18 protein-coding genes and 1 pseudogene are annotated in these 22,207 nt (G+C 57.7%); 9 read left to right on the top strand and 10 right to left on the bottom strand.

The window, feature by feature from the left end; all coding sequences use genetic code 11:
- Positions 1 to 186 precede the first annotated feature (186 nt).
- Positions 187 to 1,170 (bottom strand): tyrosine recombinase, encoded by a 984-nt coding sequence (locus tag Q0X47_RS07375; protein WP_297724430.1) that lies wholly within the window; start codon positions 1,168 to 1,170, stop codon positions 187 to 189.
- A gap of 97 nt (positions 1,171 to 1,267) precedes the next feature.
- Between Q0X47_RS07375 and tkt the strand changes: the two genes are divergently transcribed.
- The gene (tkt, locus tag Q0X47_RS07370) at positions 1,268 to 3,349 is read left to right on the top strand and encodes a transketolase (RefSeq protein ID WP_297724428.1); all 2,082 of its coding nucleotides are present in this window, start codon (positions 1,268 to 1,270) and stop codon (positions 3,347 to 3,349) included.
- Between the two features lie 71 nt (positions 3,350 to 3,420).
- On the opposite strand, the gene secG is transcribed toward tkt, so the two are convergent.
- Complete coding sequence (gene secG / locus Q0X47_RS07365) at positions 3,421 to 3,771, bottom strand: preprotein translocase subunit SecG (protein ID WP_297724425.1); 351 nt, start codon at positions 3,769 to 3,771, stop codon at positions 3,421 to 3,423.
- A gap of 74 nt (positions 3,772 to 3,845) precedes the next feature.
- Here secG and Q0X47_RS07360 point away from each other — a divergent pair, with 74 nt between their 5' ends.
- Positions 3,846 to 4,493 carry a CrcB family protein gene (locus tag Q0X47_RS07360; RefSeq protein WP_297724422.1) on the top strand — a complete coding sequence of 216 codons (648 nt, stop codon included), beginning with the start codon at positions 3,846 to 3,848 and terminating at the stop codon, positions 4,491 to 4,493.
- The gene (locus Q0X47_RS07355) at positions 4,490 to 4,984 is read left to right on the top strand and encodes a CrcB family protein (RefSeq protein ID WP_297724419.1); all 495 of its coding nucleotides are present in this window, start codon (positions 4,490 to 4,492) and stop codon (positions 4,982 to 4,984) included. Before Q0X47_RS07360 ends, Q0X47_RS07355 begins: the two co-directional genes overlap by 4 nt.
- Positions 4,985 to 5,025: 41 nt before the next feature.
- Here Q0X47_RS07355 and Q0X47_RS07350 read toward each other — a convergent pair whose 3' ends face one another.
- The 4 genes from Q0X47_RS07350 to gap form a co-directional block, all read right to left on the bottom strand.
- A complete protein-coding gene (locus Q0X47_RS07350) occupies positions 5,026 to 6,783 on the bottom strand; it encodes a cell wall-binding repeat-containing protein (protein ID WP_297724416.1) in 1,758 nt (585 codons plus the stop codon).
- A gap of 163 nt (positions 6,784 to 6,946) precedes the next feature.
- Positions 6,947 to 7,723 carry a triose-phosphate isomerase gene (gene tpiA / locus Q0X47_RS07345; RefSeq protein WP_297724413.1) on the bottom strand — a complete coding sequence of 259 codons (777 nt, stop codon included), beginning with the start codon at positions 7,721 to 7,723 and terminating at the stop codon, positions 6,947 to 6,949.
- A gap of 2 nt (positions 7,724 to 7,725) precedes the next feature.
- On the bottom strand, positions 7,726 to 8,916 hold the full coding sequence (gene pgk / locus Q0X47_RS07340; protein WP_297724436.1) for a phosphoglycerate kinase: 1,191 nt from the start codon (positions 8,914 to 8,916) through the stop codon (positions 7,726 to 7,728).
- Positions 8,917 to 9,014: 98 nt separating this feature from the next.
- Complete coding sequence (gene gap, locus Q0X47_RS07335; protein ID WP_297724433.1) at positions 9,015 to 10,022, bottom strand: type I glyceraldehyde-3-phosphate dehydrogenase; 1,008 nt, start codon at positions 10,020 to 10,022, stop codon at positions 9,015 to 9,017.
- A gap of 314 nt (positions 10,023 to 10,336) precedes the next feature.
- Between gap and Q0X47_RS07330 the strand changes: the two genes are divergently transcribed.
- The 3 genes from Q0X47_RS07330 to Q0X47_RS07320 all read left to right on the top strand — a co-directional run bounded on the left by Q0X47_RS07330 (position 10,337) and on the right by Q0X47_RS07320 (position 14,929).
- The gene (locus tag Q0X47_RS07330; protein ID WP_297724409.1) at positions 10,337 to 11,770 is read left to right on the top strand and encodes a leucyl aminopeptidase; all 1,434 of its coding nucleotides are present in this window, start codon (positions 10,337 to 10,339) and stop codon (positions 11,768 to 11,770) included.
- 102 nt (positions 11,771 to 11,872) lie between these two features.
- Entirely contained in the window at positions 11,873 to 13,240 is a 1,368-nt protein-coding gene (gene lpdA / locus Q0X47_RS07325) for a dihydrolipoyl dehydrogenase (RefSeq protein ID WP_297724406.1), read from the top strand.
- Positions 13,241 to 13,279: 39 nt separating this feature from the next.
- Positions 13,280 to 14,929 carry a biotin/lipoyl-containing protein gene (locus tag Q0X47_RS07320; protein ID WP_297724404.1) on the top strand — a complete coding sequence of 550 codons (1,650 nt, stop codon included), beginning with the start codon at positions 13,280 to 13,282 and terminating at the stop codon, positions 14,927 to 14,929.
- A 25-nt stretch (positions 14,930 to 14,954) separates the two neighbouring features.
- Here Q0X47_RS07320 and Q0X47_RS07315 read toward each other — a convergent pair whose 3' ends face one another.
- The gene (locus Q0X47_RS07315) at positions 14,955 to 16,571 is read right to left on the bottom strand and encodes a protein kinase domain-containing protein (RefSeq protein WP_297724401.1); all 1,617 of its coding nucleotides are present in this window, start codon (positions 16,569 to 16,571) and stop codon (positions 14,955 to 14,957) included.
- A gap of 124 nt (positions 16,572 to 16,695) precedes the next feature.
- Between Q0X47_RS07315 and Q0X47_RS07310 the strand changes: the two genes are divergently transcribed.
- Together Q0X47_RS07310 and Q0X47_RS07305 are read left to right on the top strand one after the other, a co-directional pair.
- Entirely contained in the window at positions 16,696 to 17,409 is a 714-nt protein-coding gene (locus Q0X47_RS07310; protein WP_297724398.1) for a DUF4191 domain-containing protein, read from the top strand.
- A 3-nt stretch (positions 17,410 to 17,412) separates the two neighbouring features.
- Positions 17,413 to 17,646 (top strand): annotated as a pseudogene (locus tag Q0X47_RS07305) (ectoine/hydroxyectoine ABC transporter ATP-binding protein EhuA); the annotation flags it as partial.
- On the opposite strand, the gene Q0X47_RS07300 reads toward Q0X47_RS07305, so the two are convergent.
- From Q0X47_RS07300 to Q0X47_RS07290, 3 genes are all read right to left on the bottom strand, one after another.
- Positions 17,643 to 17,858, bottom strand: a complete 216-nt coding sequence (locus tag Q0X47_RS07300) for a hypothetical protein (RefSeq protein ID WP_297724394.1) — start codon at positions 17,856 to 17,858, stop codon at positions 17,643 to 17,645. The pseudogene Q0X47_RS07305 and the gene Q0X47_RS07300 sit on opposite strands and share 4 nt — an antisense overlap.
- 237 nt (positions 17,859 to 18,095) lie before the next feature.
- Positions 18,096 to 18,737 (bottom strand): serine/threonine protein phosphatase, encoded by a 642-nt coding sequence (locus Q0X47_RS07295; protein ID WP_297724391.1) that lies wholly within the window; start codon positions 18,735 to 18,737, stop codon positions 18,096 to 18,098.
- 66 nt (positions 18,738 to 18,803) lie between these two features.
- Positions 18,804 to 19,508 (bottom strand): histidine phosphatase family protein, encoded by a 705-nt coding sequence (locus tag Q0X47_RS07290; RefSeq protein WP_297724388.1) that lies wholly within the window; start codon positions 19,506 to 19,508, stop codon positions 18,804 to 18,806.
- 343 nt (positions 19,509 to 19,851) lie between these two features.
- Here Q0X47_RS07290 and yicI point away from each other — a divergent pair, with 343 nt between their 5' ends.
- Positions 19,852 to 22,206 carry an alpha-xylosidase gene (gene yicI, locus Q0X47_RS07285; RefSeq protein ID WP_297724385.1) on the top strand — a complete coding sequence of 785 codons (2,355 nt, stop codon included), beginning with the start codon at positions 19,852 to 19,854 and terminating at the stop codon, positions 22,204 to 22,206.
- Position 22,207 lies beyond the last annotated feature (1 nt).

The following is a 22,207-nucleotide window of genomic DNA, read 5'->3' as shown; positions in this document are numbered from 1 at the left end:
GATGGCTCACTCGCTACGCGATGCCCCTTCCTGCTTGGAGCTCCGGCAGCGCGACATCCCCCGGACGTCGCTCTTAGCCGCCTCCGCCGTTAACGCGATGGCTCACTCGCTTCGCGATGCCCCTTCCTGCCTGGAGCTCCGGCAGCGCGACGTCCCCCGGACGTCGCTTTTACGCCGCCTCCGCCGTTAACGCGATGGCTCACTCGCTTCGCGATGCCATCGCGCACGCGGATGTGCTGAAGCGTAGACTTCGCGGAGCATATCGTTCGAGACTTTCGTGTAAATCTGGGTGGTAGTAACCGAGGCGTGACCCAGCAATTCCTGCACCGCCCGGACGTCCGCGCCGCCTTGCAACAGGTGCGTAGCGAAACAATGCCGCAGGGTGTGGGGGCCAACCGGAACCGTAATCTGGGCGCGCTGCGCCGCTGCCTGGATAATAGCCCAGGCACTTTGCCGACTGAGAGGCCGCCCCAAAGTATTCAAAAAGACCCGCCCTTGTGAATGACCTTTTTCTGCCAAGCCCGGGCGCACCCGCACCAGGTACGCTTCCAGGGCATCTTTGGCGAGGTGACCCAACATGGACAGGCGTTCCTTGCGGCCCTTGCCAAACAGACGCACCAGCGGAATCTCCTCATCGAGGTCTATATCGTCAACCGCCAGATTAACCGCCTCGGAAATCCGAGCTCCTGTCGCATAGAGGAACTCCAGCAGCGCCCGATCTCGCAACGCATTATCGTCGCCGGGCGCACTAGCGGCCTCCAGCAGTGCCTGGACTTCTTCCACGGTCAACACCGTAGGTAAATGGGCGCTGACCTTGGCAGGCGCGATGCCTTTCGTCGGGTTCGAGCGAGCCGCACCGATTTCATAAGCATAGCGATGCCAAGAGCGCACGCTGGCGATGGCGCGGCGTGCCGAGGAGGGCGCCACCGCGGCATAATCGTCAAAGCCTGCCTCCAACGCACGTACAAACGACTCCAAAACCGACAAGGTCACCTCATCGAGACTGTTGACACCGACGTCGACCAGGAACGCCACGTAACGCCGCAGGTCCCGAGTATAAGCCGCTACGGTATGCGGGGACGCGCCGCGTTCCACCGCCAGATAGTCCAAGTAGGGTTGAGGGTCCAGCCGTTCCGGATACGCAAAATCGGGGGCAGGTCGCGAGCCCATATCCTCCCCCTTTCACCCGGTTTTTTTATAGTATCGAGTGACGGGGACAAAATCCGCGAGTATCTATCCGACTTTCCGATAATTTAGGTGATGAGTTATGACATTTGTGGCAAGTGAACTGGACAAACAGGCTATTAACGCCGCCAAAGCCCTGGCGGCAGACGCGGTAGAAAATGCCGGCAACGGACACCCGGGAACCCCAATTTCTCTGGCTCCCGCCGCTTACCTGCTTTACCAGTATGTGATGCGCAGTGATCCGGCAGACCCCTGGTGGCTGGGTCGCGATCGTTTCGTTCTCAGTGCCGGGCACGCCTCGGCTCTGCAGTACGTGCAGCTATTCCTGGCTGGCTACGGGATAGAGCTGGAGGACCTGAAAAAGTTCCGTCAAGCGGGCGGGCTGTTGACCGGCCATCCCGAATACCGTCACCAGCCCGGTGTGGAAGTCACTACCGGACCTTTGGGCACCGGCATCGCGGCTGCGGTCGGCATGGCGATGGAACAGCGCCGTCTGCGCGGGCTGCTGGACCCGGACGCGGCTCCCGGCGAAAGCCCCTTTGACCATCGCATTTATGTGGTGTCCGGGGACGGCTGTCTGCAGGAAGGCATCAGCTACGAGGCGATGTCTCTGGCGGGTACTCAGGAACTAGGAAACCTCATCTATCTATATGACGAAAACCGGATTTCTATCGAGGACGATATTGATATTGCCTTTATTGAGGATATTCGCGCCCGGTTTGAATCCCAGGGTTGGCACTACCAAGAAGTGTCCTGGGTGCAAGACGACGGGTCTTACGTGGAAAACCTGGAGGCTCTGTTCGCCGCTTTCGAGGCCGCAAAAGCCGAGACGAAACGGCCTTCCATTATTAAGTTGCGCACCATTATTGGCTGGCCTTCGCCGAACAAACAGAATCAGGGCGGCATTCACGGCTCCGCTCTGGGCTCCTCAGAGCTGGAAGGTCTCAAGACCGCGCTGGGACTGGACCCCACTAAGATGTTCGACATTCCTGCCGAAATTGTCACTGCGACCAGGGAAAACGTCGCCCAGCGTGCCCGGGCGTTCCGGGCTGAGTGGGACCCGCGCTTTGCCGCCTGGCAGCAAGCCCACCCGCAGCAGGCCGCGTTGCTGAAACGTCTGCAGGATGGAGAGCTGCCCGCCGATGTGGAGTCAGCACTGCCGCAGTTCGAGCCCGGCAGCGCAATCGCCACCCGCGCCGCCTCCGGCAAGGTCATCAATGCTTTGGCCGGCGTGCTACCCGAGTTGTGGGGCGGCAGCGCGGACCTGGCAGGCTCCAACAACACCGCCATCGCCGACGAACCGTCTTTTGCTCCCGCTGATCGCGCCACGAAAGCGTGGACGAACGTCAGCGAATGGGGACGTAACCTGCACTTCGGGGTGCGCGAGCACGCTATGGCAGGGATTCTCAACGGCATCGCGACCAGCGGTTTAACCCGCCCCTACGCGGGGACTTTCCTGGTATTCTCGGACTTTATGCGCGGGGCGGTGCGCCTCTCAGCGCTGATGAAACTACCGGTCACTTACGTGTGGACCCACGACTCTATCGGGGTCGGCGAGGACGGACCGACCCACCAGCCGGTAGAGACGCTGACCAGCTTGCGTGCCATTCCGAACCTGGCGGTGGTACGTCCCGCGGACGGCGCGGAAACCGCGTATGCCTGGTTAGAGATTATGCGGCGGCGCGGCCCGGCTGGGTTGGCGTTGAGCCGTCAAAAGCTGCCCAATCCCGCACGTGGGGCGGACACCGGCTTGGCCAGCGCCAACAATGTGGCGCGCGGTGGTTATGTGCTGAAGGACTTTGGGGACAATCCTGCGGTCATCTTGCTGGCGACCGGTTCCGAGGTCGCTCTGGCTTTGCAGGCCGGAGAACAGCTGGCTCAGGAGGGCGTGGCGGCACGGGTCGTTTCCCTGCCGTGCCTGGAGTGGTTCGAGGAACAGGACGCGGCCTATCGGGAATCGGTTTTGCCCGCGTCAATCCGCGCCCGGGTGTCCATCGAGGCTGGACTGGCGATGCCGTGGTATCGCTATCTGGGCGACGCGGGGGTAGCCGTCTCGGTGGAAACGTTCGGTACTCCGGCAAGCGGTGCGGATAACTTTGCCCACTTCGGATTTACCGTGGAAAACGTGGTCGCGAAAGCGAAAGAGAGCCTGGCGAAAGCCTAAGCAAAAGCCCTAGAAACCAGTGGAAGCCCCGGAATATATCCGGGGCTTCCACTATTAAGTTTTAGTGCGGCTTACTTTTGCGCCGGAGCGGGACTGGTCGGTAATGCCGGTGTCGTCGGATTGGCGGGAGCCGTCGCGGGAGTGGTAGGTGTTTGTCCAGCCTTGGCGTCAGGCGCCGCCGGCTTATCCATGGTGAAAGCGAACAGCACGATGGCAAAGAGCCACACCAGAGACACCACCACGGTCAAAATATTCAGGTTACGCTGGCCCACGCCGGAGGAGGACATAGCCGAAGTCAAGCCGCCGCCGAACATATCGGACATGCCGCCGCCTTGACCCTTGTGCATCAAAATGGACAAAACCAACAGCAGCGAGGTGATAACCAAAAGCACCTGTGCCACGATGTTGAAAGCAAATAACATGTTTTCCTCTGTGTTTATCTGTTCATGAACTCAGCCTTGCAATGATACCACGACCCGGGTATTAAGATGATTTCGTGACCGCAACACCCAAAGATTTATCCCCTCTCAGCGCCACCGCCGCTGTCTTTATCGGTGGTGCACTAGGGTCGTTGCTGCGCTGGGGTGGGTCTTTGGTAGCCCATAGTGTGTCGTCCTCGCCGAATTGCCAGGGCCTTTGCCGAGTCATTGTCGGGGGCGGTGGAGTCAACATCGACACCTGGATCTTGAACCTCATTTCGGTGGTAGTGCTGGCATATTTGACGGGTCGTTTGGTGTCTAATCCGCATCGTCACCGTACCCAAGCCCTGAAGCTGACGGTTGGCACCGGATTTTGCGGTGGACTGGGGACTTACGGGGGTCCGGTGTGGCAGATTGTGGTTTATCAACAGTTTCACCTGGGGCACTTGCTGGAGCTGATTGCCATGTTTGCCGTGGCTCTGCCGGTGGGGCTGTTTGCGCTGTGGCTGGGGACCCGACGGGCTTTTGTGTCCGGCGACATCTACCGCGACTCCCCCGCCGACTTTACCCTGCCCAATGCTAACGACCCGACCTCCCTGCCGCCCTTGTCCACAGCGGCTGCCTCCACCGCACCGCCCACTGAGTTTTTGGAAAACGCGCCCACCCGGCCTTCTGACCCAGCACCAGCATCGACCAGCGCTAACAACACGGGGAGGTCGGCATGATTCCCCTTTTTATAGCCCTCGGCGGAGGACTGGGCGCGGCCGCCCGCTTTGGTTTGGACAAACTGTCCACACGCCTCATCGACATGTTCCGAGAGAGGCGCAGCGCCAAACACCCCAGTGAAACCGTGACCGGGAAGCGCTTGTGGGGCGGCTGGGGAATTATTTTCGTCAACATCACGGGGTGTTTCCTGGTGGGCTGGGTCGCGACCGCACCGTGGCTCGATGTCGTCATGGGAGGGCCCTTGCAAGCCCAGCTGCCCACGCACACGGTGGCGGACGTGCTGCAGGCCGGTTTCCTGGGAGCATACACGACATTTTCCACCGCCATCATGGACACCATCGGCTATACCTGGAAACCTCAGTTTGACTTTGGGTACGCCGTGAAAGCCACGCTGCTAGTTGGCGTGGTCATTTTTGTCTGTATCGGGGCGGCACTGGCGGGCGTGGCGCTAAACACCGGCGTTTTCGTCCTGCCGAACCTGCATTCCTAGGGGTATCAGCAGAAACGCCTGCTAGCCGCAACGCTTGGCGGCTAGCCAATGATGCCAAAACTGTAGCCCTGTGCAGCAAAGTAGTCGATAATGCTCGGCAGTGCCGCAACGGTAGCCTTTTTTGGCGCTGAATCGTGCATCAGCACGACCGCCACGTTTCCGGTACGCGGAACCTGTGAGCGCATTCGATTCAGCAGCTGGTTGGCATTCAACGATCGGCTCAACGCGTCCCCGATTTCCACATTCCAATCTATCCACGTCATTGCACGTGAAGCCATCAACTGGTTACAAGGTCCCATGCCGCGCCACGACATCTGTCCTCCCGGATAACGGAAAGCGCCGGTCCCCCACTGGGGACCCAAAATCGAACGCACCGTATCGACCGCCCGCGCGTAATCAGCCCCGACATTCGCCGGCGAACACACGCGCCGAGGGTATAGATACTGATAGTTATGCGAGGCGGTATGCACCGCCACCGCATGACCATTGAGCAGCTCTTGGCGCAAAATCTGTTGGGTAGCGGCGCTGCCCAGCTGATTTGTTGCCACAAAGAAAGTGGCGTGAACTTCGCGGCTCGCTAAAGTCTGCAGGTTCTGGGCGGTAATGGCGGAGGGGCCATCGTCAAAAGTCAGGAACACGACTTTTTGTTGGGGGTAGGTCGGCGAGGCTTGGCGGCGCAACAGCCAGTCCTGCACCTGCCCAGCCGGATAAACGTAGCTTTGCGCAGCATAGATGTGGTTTTGTCCAGGGACTATATCCGTGGGCCGCACCGGTGGCGGGCACACTTTTCCTGTCGCCTCATTCGACACAGCGCCAGTGCCTCCGAGGACGATTTTGGTCTCTACTGTCGAAAGGCGCTTGACTACCGACTGACTGTTGCACGTCGGTCCGCTGAGCAAAACCGGCAACCCCGCAGCTTTTGCCAGAACCGCCCCGGATAGAGCATCCGGGAAGTTCTGGGCCGAAGTCACCAACGCCCCGGAAAAGCCTTGGCCCCAGAACTGCTGGGAAACATTGAATGCCGTATCGAAACGGTCAGCTCCGCCCACAGACACCAGGGAAACCTCCGGCAGAGATTCCCGGAGCTGGGCTGAGGCGCCGGAAGGGAGTTTTTTCCCGATGACGTAAACGGTTTGGGGTTTCAGGCGTTTCAGTTCTGTCAAGGTTGTGGCATCGAAACCCGCAGGATTGCTCAGCAACAGCGGTGCTCCCAGGCGTGCCGCAGCCGGTCCCGCCACCAATGCATCAGGGAAATCGCTACCGGAAACCAACATCACTGAATCAGTTTCCGACCCCCAAAAATGCTGCGAAACTGCGGCTGCTGTCTGGTATCGGTCCTCTCCGGAAACTCGCAGTAACTTTGTGTCAGGCAGGATTATTCCCAGGCGGTTTTCCATCCCCGTGTCGAGTGCTCCCGAACCGCCCACCAGCAGGATTTGCTTGGGATTGAGCCGTTTTAGCTCAGCTGCGGTCGATGGGTTCAAACTGGAGTGTGTGGTCAGCAACAAGGGGGCGCCCAAACGCGCCGCAGTGACGCCCGCCACCAAACCATCGGGATAATTTTCTCCACTGACCAGCACAGCCGTGAGCACCGAAGCAGGAAAGATTGTACGGCTGATTTTAACGGCGGTTTCGTATCGGTCCGTTCCGTCCAGGCGCTGCTGGTTAGCCACCTGGACAGAAGGAAGAGCCTGGGGCGTTGTCTCAAAATCCATCGTGGTTTCGTTCGCAGCGGAAAACGTCCCGCCGGACGAGGCCGCGAACAGTACGGCTGCCAGCAATCCTGCCTTTGCATTCATGATTGAGATTCCTTCCACGATGGCGCGCAAATTCAATATAACTTTGTTTTTGCTCGGCGATGCCACCCCGCAATGCGGTCAGTTAGTATGAAAAATTTTCTCGGGGAGGCTACTGATTATCAATAGCCTCCCCGAGAGAGTTTAGGGTGTCCTGCCAGCGGCGTTACTCGCCGAGGCGGCAGATTTTCCCGAATTCTTCAGCCTTCAGAGAAGCGCCGCCGACCAGGCCGCCGTCCACGTTGGGTTGAGCCATGAGCTCAGCCACGTTCGCGGATTTCACCGAACCGCCGTAGAGGACGCGGATTCCGTCAGCGGTTTCCTGACCGTAAAGCTCGGCCAGCTTGGCACGAATGGCTCCACAAACTTCCTCGGCATTTTCCGGGGTCGCAGTCTCGCCCGTGCCAATCGCCCAGATGGGTTCGTAGGCGACCACACACTTGGCGGCGTCCGGAGTGGGGATAGCGTCAAAACCCGCTTCAATCTGAGCCAAAACGTGCTCGACGTGCTTTCCGGCCTTGCGCACCTCGAGAGCCTCACCACAGCAGATAATCGGCACCATACCCGCCGCCAGAACCTTACGCGCCTTTTCATTAACGACAGCATCGCTTTCCTGGTGATATTCGCGGCGTTCCGAGTGACCGACCACCACATAGGTGCAGCCCAGCTTGGTCAGCATCGCGGTGGACACTTCGCCGGTGTAGGCACCGTTATCGTGGGTGGAGACGTCTTGAGCGCCGTACTTAATCTTCATATCGTCGCCGTCGATGGTGGTCTGTACCGAACGAATGTCGGTAAACGGCGGAATGACCGCCACCTCCACCTTGCTAAAGTCGTGACGATGATCTTGCAGATCAAGGTTCAGCTGATTGACTAACTGAATCGCCTCGAGGTGGTCGAGGTTCATCTTCCAGTTGCCTGCCATCAGGGGAATACGTGCCATGTTTAGGCCTCCAATACTTCAATACCGGGCAAAACCTTGCCCTCCAACAATTCTAGTGATGCTCCGCCACCGGTAGAGATGTGGCTGAACTTGGACTCGTCAAAGCCCAGTTGGCGCACCGCTGCTGCGGAGTCCCCGCCGCCCACGATGCCAAAGGCCGTGCCATCCTGCAAGGCTTTTGCTACCGCTTTAGTGCCGCCCGCGAAAGCCGGGAACTCGAACACGCCCATTGGCCCGTTCCACGCCACGGTCTTTGACTCGGCAATCTTCGCGGCAAAGAGTTCGCCCGATTTCGGCCCGATATCTAGGCCCATCTGGCCCTCGGGGATAGCATCGGCGGCCACTACGGTCGCTGGAGCGTCAGCCTTAAACTCGGGAGCCACCACGACATCTACCGGCAACACCAGTTCGACTCCGTTTTGCTTCGCCTGATCCAGGTAGCCTTTCACGGTGTCAATTTGGTCGGACTCCAACAGGGATTTGCCTACCGCATATCCTTGCGCCGCCAGGAACGTAAACGCCATACCGCCGCCAATCAACAGGGTGTCGGCTTTCGTCAACAGGTTCGCGATAACGCCGAGCTTGTCAGAGACCTTCGAGCCGCCCAGCACCACCGTGTAGGGACGCTCCGGGTTCTCGGTGGCCTTGCGCAGGGACTCAATTTCCTTTAACACCAGGAAACCAGCCGCTGCGGGCAGCAGTTTCGCCACGTCATAAACCGAGGTTTGCTTACGGTGCACTACCCCGAAGCCATCGGACACGTAGCAATCCGCCAACGCCGCCATTTCAGCGGCGAAAGCAGCGCGTTCGGCGTCGTCTTTCGAGGTTTCACGAGGGTCGAACCGGACGTTTTCCAGCATAAGGATTTCGCCGGTGGCTAGGGCGGCAGCTTTCGCTTTCGCGTCCTCACCGGTCGTGTCCTGAGCCAGAGTAACCTTGACCCCAATCAGCTCTGCGAGGCGCTGCGCTACTGGAGCTAGGGAAAATTCGGGCATGACCTGGCCTTTAGGACGCCCCAGGTGAGCCATAGTGATAACTTTCGCTCCGCTGTCCAGCAACTTTTGCAAGGTCGGTAGCGCCGCGCGGATACGCCCGTCATCAGTAATGACGCCGTCCTTGAGGGGCACATTAAAGTCGCAACGCACCAAAACGCGCTTGCCGCGTAAATCCCCCAAGGAATCGATAGTTTTCAGCATATTTATTCCTTTCCTTAAACACTAGGAAAATGCGAGAGGACACCCGCAAATCGCGTAGAAATGCAGGCGTCCTCTCACACTCGAAAACTCCCAGATTAGAGCTGCTTGCCCATGAACATGGTCAGGTCGACCACGCGGTTGGAGTAGCCCCATTCGTTGTCGTACCAAGACACACACTTAATCATGTTGTCAATCTGCTTGGTCAGAGGGGCATCGTAAATCGAAGAGTGCGGATCGGTGACGATGTCGGTCGAAACGATGCCATCATCGTTGTAATCCAAAATACCCTTCAAAGAGCCCGCGGCGGCAGCCTTCATCGCAGCATTGATATCGTCGATAGAGCAGGACTTCTTCGGAATGAAGCTCAAGTCGGTGACGGAACCGGTGATGACCGGCACGCGCAAGGCGTAACCATCGAGTTTACCCTTCAACTGGGGAAGCACCAGGGCGACCGCACGGGCAGCACCGGTGGAAGTCGGCACAATGTTCTGGGCCGCAGCGCGGGCACGACGCAAATCCTTGTGCGGAGCATCGTGAATACGCTGGTCGCCGGTGTAGGCGTGAATAGTGGTCATCAAACCATATTCAATGCCGAACTCGTCGTCCAGGACCTTGGCCATGGGGGCCAAGCAGTTCGTGGTGCAAGAAGCGTTAGAAACCACGTGGTGCTTTGCCGGATCGTAAGTCTCATGGTTTACACCCATAACGAAAGTCGCGTCGACGTTGCCCTTGGCAGGAGCGGAGATAATGACTTTCTTGGCACCGGCCTTGATGTGAGCGCGAGCCGCGTCGCCATCGGTAAAGAAACCGGTGGATTCAATCACGATATCTGCACCCAAATCGCCCCAAGGCAGGTTGGCAGGGTCGCGCTCTGCCATGGCGGCAAATTTCTTGCCGTCAACGGTGATGGACTTGTCGTCATAGGTGACTTCTCTGCCCAGGCGGCCGGTCACCGAATCGTATTTCAACAGGTGAGACAAGGTGTGGTTGTCGGTCAAGTCGTTCACGCCAACAATCTCGATGTCCGCGCCCTGCTCCAGGGCGGCGCGGAAGAAGTTACGACCAATACGGCCAAAGCCATTGATGCCAACACGGACAGTCACAGTTTCCTCCATCTTGTGCAACTCTGTGCACATGTAGGTTCTTTAGTTATTCAATCCCGGCAGCAAATGCACTGCGGAACCCGGTCAAAAATGTCGACCAGCCCTTAAAACCTACCTGAAACACACCTATAAATCATCAGAAATCGCAGTTAAATTCCGGTTAATTTCCCTCTTTTGCACCTCAGACCTCACGGAATGGACGAATTACCAATTCGCGACGTACCTTTTTCGACACCGCGAATCGCGCGAGCCGCGCCCCCCTGGAGCGGGGACAAAACCGCAAACCAACCCGAAAAAGGACGTAGGATTCAAGTATGACTAAGATTGATGTATTTGCTAAAGAATTGCCCGCCCTCAGCACTCCCCTAGTGCTGGCTGCCGCCGCAGATGGTGACGAACTGCAGGTTCCCACTTTTCCCGCCCTGCGGGATTTCGCCCGTGCTGCCGGAGTAACCGGAAAGCTCGGAGAGGTCCACAGGGTTCCCTCCCCGCATGATTTTTCCGCCGCGTTCGTCGTGTTTGCCGGAGTCGGCTCCCCGAAAACTCCTGCCGATACCCTCCAGAACTTCCGCGAAGCGGCCGGCAACGTGACTCGCAGCGTCAACAGTGAAGAATTCGCTTTTTCTTTCCCCACGAAAAACCGGGAGGAAGTCCTAGCAACTGTAGAGGGGGCACTTCTGGGGGCCTACCGTTTTGGAAAATATCAGTCCAAACCCACCAAAACCCTGAAAACTCTGTGCATTCCGGCCCACGATGCTCTCAGTGATACGGAGCGGGCCCAACTGCAAACCACCGTCAAGGCGGTCACGCGAGTCCGCGACCTCGTGAACACGTCCCCCTCCGAGCTGTACCCCGAATCTATGGCCAAAGCGTTCCAGAAAGCCAGCAAGAACCTGCCGGTCAGCTTTGAAAAGTGGAGTTACCGAGACCTCAAGGACCAGGGCTTTGGCGGCCTCGTCGCGGTAGGAAAAGGCTCCAAACGCAAGCCGTGCCTAGTGAAGTTGACCTACGCACCCGAGGGCGCCAAAGCGCACGTCGCCCTGGTCGGTAAAGGCATCACTTTTGATTCCGGGGGCTACAGCTTAAAACCGAGCACTTCCATGGTCACTATGAAGTCGGATATGACCGGCGCGGCCACCATGGGAGCGGTGTGCTTAGCGGCGGCGGAAATGGGTCTGCCGGTGAAAGTTACGGCGTGGCTGTGCTTGGCGGAAAACCTGGTCAGCGGTAATGCGTCGCGGGTCGATGACGTCATCACGATGAAAAGCGGGAAAACCGTGGAAATTACCAACACTGACGCGGAGGGGCGTTTGGTGCTGGCAGACGGTCTGACTATGGCAGTGGCGCAGCACCCGGACTTGGTCATTGATATGGCTACCCTGACCGGAGCACAGAGAGTGGCTTTTGGTAGCCGCATGGCCGGAGTGATGGGGTGCCAAAAGGACTGGATACGCGACGCCTCCGTGGCGGTCGGGGAACCGGCTTGGACGGCGCCACTGCCGGAATACCTGTTGGAGCACCTGCATTCTGACGTAGCTGACATCGCGAATTCTTCCTCGAAACGCGAGGCTGGAATGCTGGTGGCCGGAATTTTCCTGAAACAGTTTGTGGGTGACACACCGTGGGCGCATATCGACATTGCCGGTCCGGGTTTTAATACCGATTCTGCCTGGGGATACACCCCGAAAGGCGGTACCGGTTACGGGGTGCGCACCCTGCTGCGGGTCATCGCACAGATGGGTCGCTAGGCCCGGTTTTGCCCGCAATGTTTGCATTAGCACATGAGAATCATTTAGTGAAAGAATAATCCTGCTGAGATTTTGTTCCTTTGACAGAACTGGAGTTGAACATTGAGCGAAGAACAATACGATGTAGTGATTTTAGGCGGCGGAAATGGTGGTTACGCTTGTGCTTTGCGAGCAACTTCTCTGGGAATGAGTGTGGCCCTGGTCGAAGCGGACAAAGTTGGCGGCACCTGTTTGCACCGCGGCTGCATACCGACCAAGGCTTTGCTGAGGGCGGCAGAAGTCGCCGATACCGTGCATGAGTCCTCGGACTGGGGAGTCATTTCCGCCTTTAACGGTGTCGATATGGCTAAAGTGCTGGAGTTTCAGAGCGGAATCATCAACAAAATGCATCGTGGCCTGTCCGGGTTGATTAAGAGTCACAAGGTCGAGTTCGTCAACGCTCATGGCGTGCTCAGCGGGGTCGATACGGTCACCGCTGGTGACCGGGTACTCAAGGGCAAGAATATCGTTTTGGCCTCCGGTTCCGTTACCAAGACTTTGGGAATGAACCTGGGTGGACGCATTATCGGTTCCGAGCACGCCCTGTTCCTCGATCATGTTCCCACTTCGGTAGTCATTTTGGGCGGCGGTGTCATTGGCGTTGAGTTTGCTTCCGTGTGGAAGTCTTTCGGGGCGGACGTCACCATTGTTGAGGCTTTGCCGCACCTGGTGCCTAATGAGGACGAGGATATTTCTAAGGGATTGGAAAAGGCGTTCAAGGCGCGCGGAATTAAGTTCATGACCGGGACCCGTTTCCGGGATGCCGCTGAGGACGGTTCCGGCGTGACGGTAAACACCGAGGACGGTCAGAGCTTGCGTGCTGACTACCTGTTGGTGGCGATTGGGCGCGGCCCGAACACGGCAAATATGGGTTACGAGGCACAGGGCATCCCGATGGATCGCGGTTTTGTGTTAGCCAACGAGCGCCTGCACACCGGCGTGGGGAATATTTATGCAGTCGGGGACATTGTGCCTGGTCTGCAGTTGGCGCACCGCGCGACGATGCAGGGGGTCTTTGTGGCCGAGGAAATCGCAGGACTGAATCCGCGCGTTGTGCCCAACGACAACATTCCCCGCGTGACGTTCTGCGAACCTGAAATTGCCTCCGTGGGCTTGACCGAGGCGAAAGCCAAGGAAGTTTACGGCGCGGACAATGTCATCTCGAAGCAGTCCAATATGTTGGGTAACGCGAAGTCGCAAATGCTGAAAGCGGCTGGTTTCGTGAAACTGGTTCAGGTCAAGGACGGTCCGATTGTGGGTTTCCACGCTTTGGGTCAGCGTATCGGGGAACAGATTGGTGAAGGTCAGCTCATTGTGAACTGGGAAGCTGATGCCGAGGATTTAGCTTACCTGATGCACACCCACCCGACTCAAAACGAGATGATTGGTGAAGCGGCGATGGCTTTGGCTGGCAAACCGCTGCACGGCTGAAACTTCGGGAAAAGTCAATCAAAGGAGAAGGACAAAATAATGGCTCAATCAGTTGCAATGCCCGCGCTTGGGGAATCGGTGACCGAAGGTACCGTCACGAAATGGCTGAAAAATGTCGGCGACGCCGTCGCCCTGGACGAACCCCTCCTGGAAGTCTCGACAGATAAGGTCGACACGGAGATACCCAGTCCCGTTGCGGGCGTGCTGACCAAAATTTTGGTGCCAGAAGACGAAACGGTTGACGTAGGCACCATTTTGGCTGAAGTCGGGGATGCCTCAGAAGTCAGTGCCGCCTCGACGGCTCCGGCGGCACCGGCGGTTCCATCGCTGCCGAATCCCGAAATTCCTTCTACCGTCACGGCTGGCAGCGATGGCGGCGCGCAGGTTGAGTGGTCCTATCCGACAGTTCCGCCGATTCCTCCGAAAGCTGAGGAAATTTCAGTTCCCCCGGTTCCTTCGGTTCCTCCGGCGGCTCCTGCGGCTCCGGCGGCTGTTGCACCGACGGCACCCGGAACGGGTCAGCTCATTAAGATGCCGGCCTTGGGCGAATCCGTCACTGAAGGCACCGTCACGAAATGGCTAAAGAATGTCGGCGACGCCGTCGCCCTGGACGAACCCCTCCTGGAAGTCTCCACCGACAAAGTCGACACCGAAATCCCCTCACCCATAGCCGGCACCATCACCCAAATCGTCGTCACCGAAGACGAAACCGTAGACGTCGGCACCATCCTCGCCTACGTCGGCGGGGAAGTTTCGGCTCCCGCCGCGCCGGTTACGCCCGCGGCTCCCGTAGCTCCGGCGGCTCCTGCTGCTGCCCCTGCGGCTCCCGTAGCTCCCGCAGCTCCGGCCGCGCCCGCTGCTCCAGTGACACCTGCTGACAACCAAGCAGAGTACGCCACCCCGATTGTGCGGAAGTTAGCTACTGAAAAGGGCGTGGACCTCAGCAAGGTACACGGCACCGGTGTGGGTGGACGTATCCGCAAGCAAGATGTTATAGATGCCGCGGGTAGCGTTCCGGCCCAGCCGCGACCCCCCGTGCCGCCCGCAGCTCCTGCGGTTCCTCCCGTTGTGCCAATGCCACCGGCTCCCGCAGTTACGGCGCCACCGGTTCCCCCGGCTCCGGCCGCTCCGGCAGTTCCTGCTCCACCGGCACCGGCCGCTCCGGTTTCGGCCCCGCCGAGTGCTGCACCTACGGGCGGAGCACTGGATATGGCCCGCCTCGCTCAACTGTTTGCCGAGGTAGCCGAGGCCTTTGCACATAATCAAGGGTCCGCGCCAGCGCCGCAAGCCCCGATTCCCCCGGCGGCACCCGCTGCCCCGACTATTCCAGCTCCCCCGGCACCTCCGGCACCCCCGATTCCTCCGGCGGCACCCGCTGCCCCAGCTATTCCGGCTCCTCCGGTTCCTCCGGCGGCTCCTGCGGCTCCGGCGGCTGTTGCACCGACGGCTCCCGGAACGGGTCAGCCCATTAAGATGCCGGCCTTGGGCGAATCCGTCACTGAAGGCACCGTCACAAAGTGGCTAAAGAATGTCGGCGACGCCGTCGCCCTGGACGAACCCCTCCTGGAAGTCTCCACCGACAAAGTCGACACCGAAATCCCCTCACCCATAGCCGGCACCATCACCCAAATCGTCGTCACCGAAGACGAAACCGTAGACGTCGGCACCACCCTGGCCTACGTCGGCTAGAGCCGGATTTCACTCTAAAACTGGCTCAATTGAGTCGGACCACCGAAGCAATCTTCCACGGATTGCCGGACAACAGAATCTCAGATTCCGTATCGGGAATCGCCGCGATTTGGTGACGATTCCCGATACGGTCAATTTGGGTGTAGGCGCCTTGCGTCAGAGTCACCCGCAAACGCACCGAACGGGTATCTTTGCCGGCGCTGCCTTTGTTACCCGCCACAATCGTCGCCGACTTCACCGCGGTGGACAAGCCCTCAATTTGGGCTTTGCTGGCTTGCAATGCGGCCAGCAAACTCACATCGGCGGATTCGGCTATCGAATCCTTGACACTGAGTCTTTCCAAAGCTGCCCGGTCCTGGCGCGTCAGGGCCGCATCGCGTTTAGTCAGCAACAGCTGCAGGATTTCCTGGGCCGAGACGTCGTCTGTGATGGGATCGCGCAAGTTCGGGGTTTTCGCTTGGCTGTCAGGGGAATTGGGTAACAGGTCAGCCGGTGGCGCGGTTGGTGACGTGCTTTCGGGAGCCGCCGGATCCGCGAGGCTTTCGGAGGGCGTCGTCGCATCGGGCTGGGGCGCAGAAGGGCGGTGCGGCGGGGTCGACGTCTTGACGCTGCCTTTTTGCCCCGCGACGGGGCTGTGCGCAGCGCTATCCGTCAAAAGCGCCGCCGCGCTCGGTTTTGCAGACGGGGCGGGCAGCGCTTGGGCCGCGCTGGGCAACTCCGCCAGCCGTGGGAACAGGACCGCTCCCAGCGCCAGCGCGGCTCCTGCCAAAGCCGGCAGTCCCCAGCGTAATATCGGGCTGGTCGGAAGTGTTTCGCGACGTTGGCGCCGCCTCGGCGCCGGGCGGCGCGACGGCGAAACCAGCTCGGTGGCTACGTCGCGTCCTGCTGCCCGCATTCGTGCCGCCATCAGCTCCGCCCCGCCCAGCAGGTCAATGCCACAGCACGGCAGGCTTTCCCACGCCTCGGCAAGTGCCTCCGCGCGAGGACGCGCGCTCGCCAGCGGGTTCAACGCGGCTTTCAACAGACTCGCGTCCATTCCCAACGCCAGCAGCACCTGCGCCATCGCGTAGACATCACCGGATTGATTCGCCGCCACGGACGCACCGGCAGCAACAGCGGATGCCGCCGCCGGTTCAGAGGATTCTCCCGCCGCGCCACCCCAGTTGAGCCCCTCCGTTTCCGGCGCGCTAAACGCCCGTGTCGTACCCACGTCACCGAGAAGGTCCACCAGGACCACCCGACCTTGTGCGGTCACCATCACATTGGCCGCCGAAACGTCCCCGTGACTCAAACCGACCTCGTGCAGCGCCGCCAAACCCCGAGCCAGGGACAGAGCGATGAAGTTGACCTGCGGCGTGCTGAACTCGCGTCCCGCACGCAACACTTCCAGGTCTTGCCCGTCAAGATACTCAAAAATAGCTACATAGCGGCCATCGGTCAGTTTGCGCAGCTCGTGGAGTTTCAGCAGGTTCGGGCACGACACCTTTCGCAACGTCCGCAGCCGAGATTCCAGCTGAGCCGATAGCGTACCGCCCAACAGCTGCAGCGCGTGGGTTCCGCCCTGGTCGTCTACCACCCGCCACATCGGGCCGCTTTTACCAAACCCAACGGGTTCATATAAGACATAACCTACAAGTTCCATAACTCAATATATAACTAAGTACAACAACAAAAATCAACAGACAATTTCAAACCTGTGGATAACTCTGGGCACGGCGGGAGAACTCGGTTTACCCCGAGAGCAAAAATCCCCTAAGATAAAGGCGATGGCTAAGAAAAACAACACTGCGACCGGGGGCGACGCGTCCGGGAAGAAACGCAATATATTCCAAAACTTAAAGGACTCCTTCACCATTGTGCGGCGGTCTTTCCCGTGGATTGTGTGGGCGATTTTGGCGACGCTAGTCGTGGCGGAAGCCTTGACCGTGTGGTACATGATTGTGGGCAAACACTGGATCATGGGGGCAATCACCATTGTGATGGTGCTGATGGTCGTGCCGATGGCCTGGATTTCCGCGTTTTTGTCCCGCGCCATGCTGCGTCAGATTGAAGGCATGAAAGGCTGCGTCGGGGCGCTGCGTCAACTGCTGCGCCGGTCCTGGTTTGCCGAGGAAGAGCCCGTCGCGGTTAATAAGGATCAAGACTTGGTGTGGCGTTTCGTAGGTCCCCGCGGCATTTTCCTGGTCAGTGAGGGGCCGCATTCTCGCGCCAGCAAGCTGCTCAACGACGAGGTGAAAAAGACCACGCGGGTCGTTGCCCAGGTGCCGGTACACGCCGTGGAGTGCGGCGCCGAGGAGGGACAGGTACGCCTCGAACACGTGATGAAAACGATGTATAAAGCTCCACGCGCTTTGAATCGAAACGAGATTCCCGCGGTGCAAAAACGTCTGCTGGCGATTCACCGCAACCAAGGGCTGCCCATTCCCAAGGGGATTGACCCTTACCGAGTTCGCCCTAATCGGCGCGCTTTGTACGGATAAATTTCCTCCGCCCTTGACCCCGAACTGGTCCGAGAAGTACTGCAGGTCATGAAAGATTTGGCTCGCGACGGCATGACCATGATGGTGGTGACCCACGAAATCGGTTTCGCCCGCGAAGTCGGTCACACCCTGGTTTTCATGGACGAGGGACAGATCATGGAAATTGGCAGACCTGCCGAGGTCTTGGATAATCCCCGCGAGGCCCGCACCCGCGAGTTCGTCTCGAAAGTGCTCTAGGGTTTTAGGGCTGTGATGGGGACGATAATTACACCGTCGGGACGTTGGTAGACGGCGTGGCTGAGGCCGCAAACCACGATTAGGCTCTGAGGTGCTAAATCGGTTGATTCCCTAACTAAGGCATCACGGAGCTTCGTGAGGTTAGCCGCCGCTTCTTCAATTTGGTTTGCTCCGAGCTTAATCTCAATGGCGCACCAACTTCCGTCAGGCATTTCAATAACCGCGTCAACCTCACGGTTCTTGTAATCCTGATAGCGGAAAAAGTACTCATACCTGATTGCAACCCCGGGGATTTTCAGTTTTCAACCCCGGAGATTTCCGGTTTTCAACCACGGAGATTTTGGGTTTTTATCCACGGAGATTTCCGGTTTTCAACCACGGATTTTTTGGCGAAGTATGAGGCCGCGTTTGCGCCATTTTTACGCACTTTCAAAAAATGAACCGACGGTTCAAAATGCCAGCCCGAGCCAACCCAAGATTGACGCGCCCGCACCCGAAAACGCGAGCGGAAAACCTATTGACAAGGAAACCACCGCAACCGGAATGGCTGTCAGCAAATCCAGCAGCACGTGTTGCTTGGTGAACTGGGTGGCCAGGATAATGGCCAGGGACACCAGCACCGAAATGACTCGTAGCCACCAAGGCATTTGATTGGTCACCACAGCCACGAAAGCAATCATCATCGACGTGGAACAATGCAGGCTGGGGGCACAATTAACCCCGCGGCAACTCGTCTTGTAGACCAGCGCTAACACACGCTCGGTCCTCCCGTGCCCCAGCTTTTCACGCTGAAAAGTCGTGGGATACGCCAGGTAGGCTACAACTGAGACGACCACGCAAAATATCCACGCTATCTGGAGCGCCACCCAGTTGCCTGGTGAAAAATAGTACAACCCAATCGGGAATATTACGATGAGCGGAAACCACAGTACATACGGATAGACGAAAGCGGGAATGCGCGGGATATGCTGATCCAGCCGGCGTTGAGGATTATGAAACACGTGCTGGAAACGCTCCGAGCCGAAGTACAGGATAATCTGAATCACCAGGATAACGGCCTGAATAATTGTTAACTTGGCTAGGGTGTTCACGGTTCTAGGTTTTCTGTTCTGCAGGTTTCCGAGGCGGTGTCGTGTCGTTGATACTGGCCGGTGAGCTCAGCTGAACAGCACGGCTTCCAGTTGTTCGCGGGCTTCTTTGGAGGTGCGCGGCTGAGCTCCGGGCACCACCGGCCAATCCTCCACTTTACGATCCGACCACAGCTCGGCTTTCCAACCGGCGGTCGGGCTGCCGGTGGCCATCGTGAGGGAACAGTTCAGGCAAGGGAACTGCGATAACAGGTCAAGGGTCAGGCCCTCAATACGGTTTGCGCCCCACACGCGCATAATCGCGCCGTGGATAATGACCGCCACGGTGGCTTGCGAATCATCCTCCAGTCCCGCGCACAGCCGCGCAATACCCCGGTCGAAGCGCGCCAAAGTTTGGGCCCCGGTTTCCGCTCCGGGCATCGACCGGTCCAGGTTACCGGTCCCCCAATCAATAGCGGTATAGAGGTATTCTCTGGTGTCCTGTTGGGTCGTGGACATTTCCAGCAGTCCGGCTCGCACTTCGCGCAAATCGGGGTCGACCTGTACGGGAAGACCAAACTCCTGAGCCAACGGTTCGGCAGTTTGGCGCGCCCGGAGGATAAAAGAGCTGGCCAAACGCTGTGGAGCCACCCCCACTAGCTGGTGATATTTATCAACCAAAGCCGCCGCCTGCTCGCGCCCCGTGGCGTTTAAAGGACGCCCTGGCCAAGCTGTATCCAAAGCCCCCGTCAGATTCGAGTCCGTTTGCCCATGACGAATCAATACCAGTCGCAACGTTTTTCCTTTCTGTACCTTTCCCACCTTAGCGCGTTTTCCTGCTCCGGACTGATTTGGCAGACTGACGTTCCATTCCAGGCCGAAAGAGCGATATCAATTCTTGCCCCGGCGAGGCCAGCGAGGTTCAGAAGCAGCCGGGGTAGAAATTAAAATACTCATCTCAATGAAACCTAGATCCCTCACACCAGGACATGTTTTCCGCGATATTGCAACAATAAAGTATTTTGTTTTAAGTCTTGACTTAATTGCTGGCGTAGAGTAATCTGGCAACAGCGAGTTTGATTGCCTGGCATCCAATGAAGTAGCCGGCAACGCATAACCTAACCTCGAGGGAGGGACAATGAAGTTTACTGACGGCTATTGGTTGAATCGCGATGGATGGAAAGTATTTCACCCCCGCCAGATAGTAGACGTACAGGTGAAAAACGAAACGGTGAGAGCTGTCGCTTCCACCAAGATATTGAATAAACGCGGAGACGAACTCGACTCGACCCAGTTGACCATCAACCTCACACCTGTAGCCGACGGAATAATCAAAGTTAGGCTCGAGCACTACCGCGGTTACCTGGAACCCGAACCTCATTTTGCGCTTAACACAGAGGCTTTCGGGCAAGTACAAGCAGATAAAGAGCACCTACGTGCTGTGGTAATAGCAGGTGATTTACAGGCTGAAATTTCAGGCGCTGACGATTACAACCTCGTTTTAACCAGCCCTGACCACGAACTTACACGGTCAAAGTTACGGTGCGAAGGTATTGCGATTTCCCCGACAGGCGAAAAATACCTCCATGAACAGCTGGTGATACAGCCCGGAGAATCCGTTTATGGCCTCGGTGAACGTTTCGGACCGGTAGTGAAAAACGGCCAGATTGTGGATATGTGGAACGCAGACGCGGGCACCGCTTCCGAACAAACGTACATCAATGTTCCGTTTTACCTGACAAATCGCGGTTATGGAATTTTTGTAAATCACCCAGAAAAAGTTTCTTTTGAAGTCGGGTCTGAGGTTAACACGCGCGTTCAGTTCTCAGTTCCAGGGGAATTCTTGGAGTACTACGTCATCTACGGCCCTACCCCCAAAGAAATCTTGAACCGATACACGAAATTGACCGGTCGTCCTCCCCAGCTTCCTGCCTGGTCTTACGGATTGTGGCTCTCGACCTCATTCACCACCGATTATTCAGAGGAAACGGTCAACAGTTTCATCGATCAGATGGAGCAACTTAGCATCCCCCTCTCGGTGATGCACTTCGACTGCTACTGGATGCGCCCCTCGCACTGGTGCGATTTCACGTGGGATCCGGAAAAATTCTCAGACCCGCTTGGTATGCTGCGTAGGCTGCACGAACGTGGTATAAAAATTTGTGTCTGGATTAACCCCTACGTTGGTCAACAGGGTGAAATTTGGCAAGAGGGGAAAGACAAAGGGTATTTCCTGAAGAAAACCGACGGCTCAGTGCGTCAATGGGATCATTGGCAGTCCGGTATGTCGTGGGTAGACTTCACTAATCCTGACGCTAGGCAATGGTACAAAGAACATCTGAAAACTTTGCTTAACCAAGGAGTAGACTGTTTCAAAACCGATTTCGGCGAACGGGTCCCTACGGACGTAGTTTGGCATAACGGCGCTAATCCCGAACGGATGCACAACTATTACACACACCTCTACAACCAGACTGTTTTTGAAGCCATCAAAGAGGTTCGCGGACGCGAGGAAGCCATCGTGTTTGCGCGATCTGGCACCGCTGGTGGCCAGCAATTCCCGGTGCATTGGGGCGGAGACAGCGAACCGACTTTTGAGTCTATGGGCGAGACTCTCCGCGGCGGCCTGTCGCTTGGACTGAGCGGATACGGGTATTGGAGCCACGACATGGGCGGATTCGAAGGAAAACCCAACCCGAACGTGTTTATTCGATGGCTGCCTTTCGGTTTGTTATCTTCCCACTCACGGCTCCACGGCTCGTCCTCTTACCGGGTACCTTGGATTTATGGGGATGCGGCAGTCAAGACTGCCCAGCGTTTCACCGCTTTGAAAAATCGCCTCATGCCTTACCTGATGACAATCGCTCGAGAAGCGAGCCAAACCGGGACCCCGATGTTACGCCACATGATACTGGAACATCCCGAAGACAGAGGTTCAGCAAACGTCGATACCCAGTACTATTTAGGTGACAAAATCTTAGTTGCCCCGGTGTTTACCGATGGAGGGACTGTTCAGTACTACCTACCGACCGCGGGTTGGACTAACTTTCTGGATGGCACCCGCAAAGACCAGCTTGGCTGGCATACCGAAACTCACGAGCTGGATTCTCTTCCAGTGATGATTCCAGACGGCACGGTGCTGCCTCTAGGCGCTAACTCGAAACGACCTGACTACGACTGGAACGAGGGTGTCTGCCTTTACATTTTCAATCCGTCACCGGGCGAAACTACACTCAGAGTACCCGGCCAGTACGACGATGAGTTGTTCCGCATTTCCCGCCGGGGTTCGGAAGTTGAAATCCTCAGCGAATCAAAGAAAACCTGGTCCGTTTGTATTGTCACCAACCAAGAGGTTCAGGTAGCCAGTGGCCAGGTAACTGATGAGTCCTTCTGTCCAGAAGTCGTTTCCGGGCTAAGAATACTGCCGCAAACCGGGCCAGATGCTGGAAACAAACATGTAATATCTTATCAATACATTGAAACAAACAAGTAAC

Origin of the sequence: uncultured Mobiluncus sp., assembly GCF_947254095.1 — a bacterium.
Lineage (GTDB): Bacteria > Actinomycetota > Actinomycetes > Actinomycetales > Actinomycetaceae > Mobiluncus.
The sequence above is the reverse complement of the archived record's forward strand: the minus strand, read 5'-3'. Positions and strand labels throughout refer to the sequence as shown.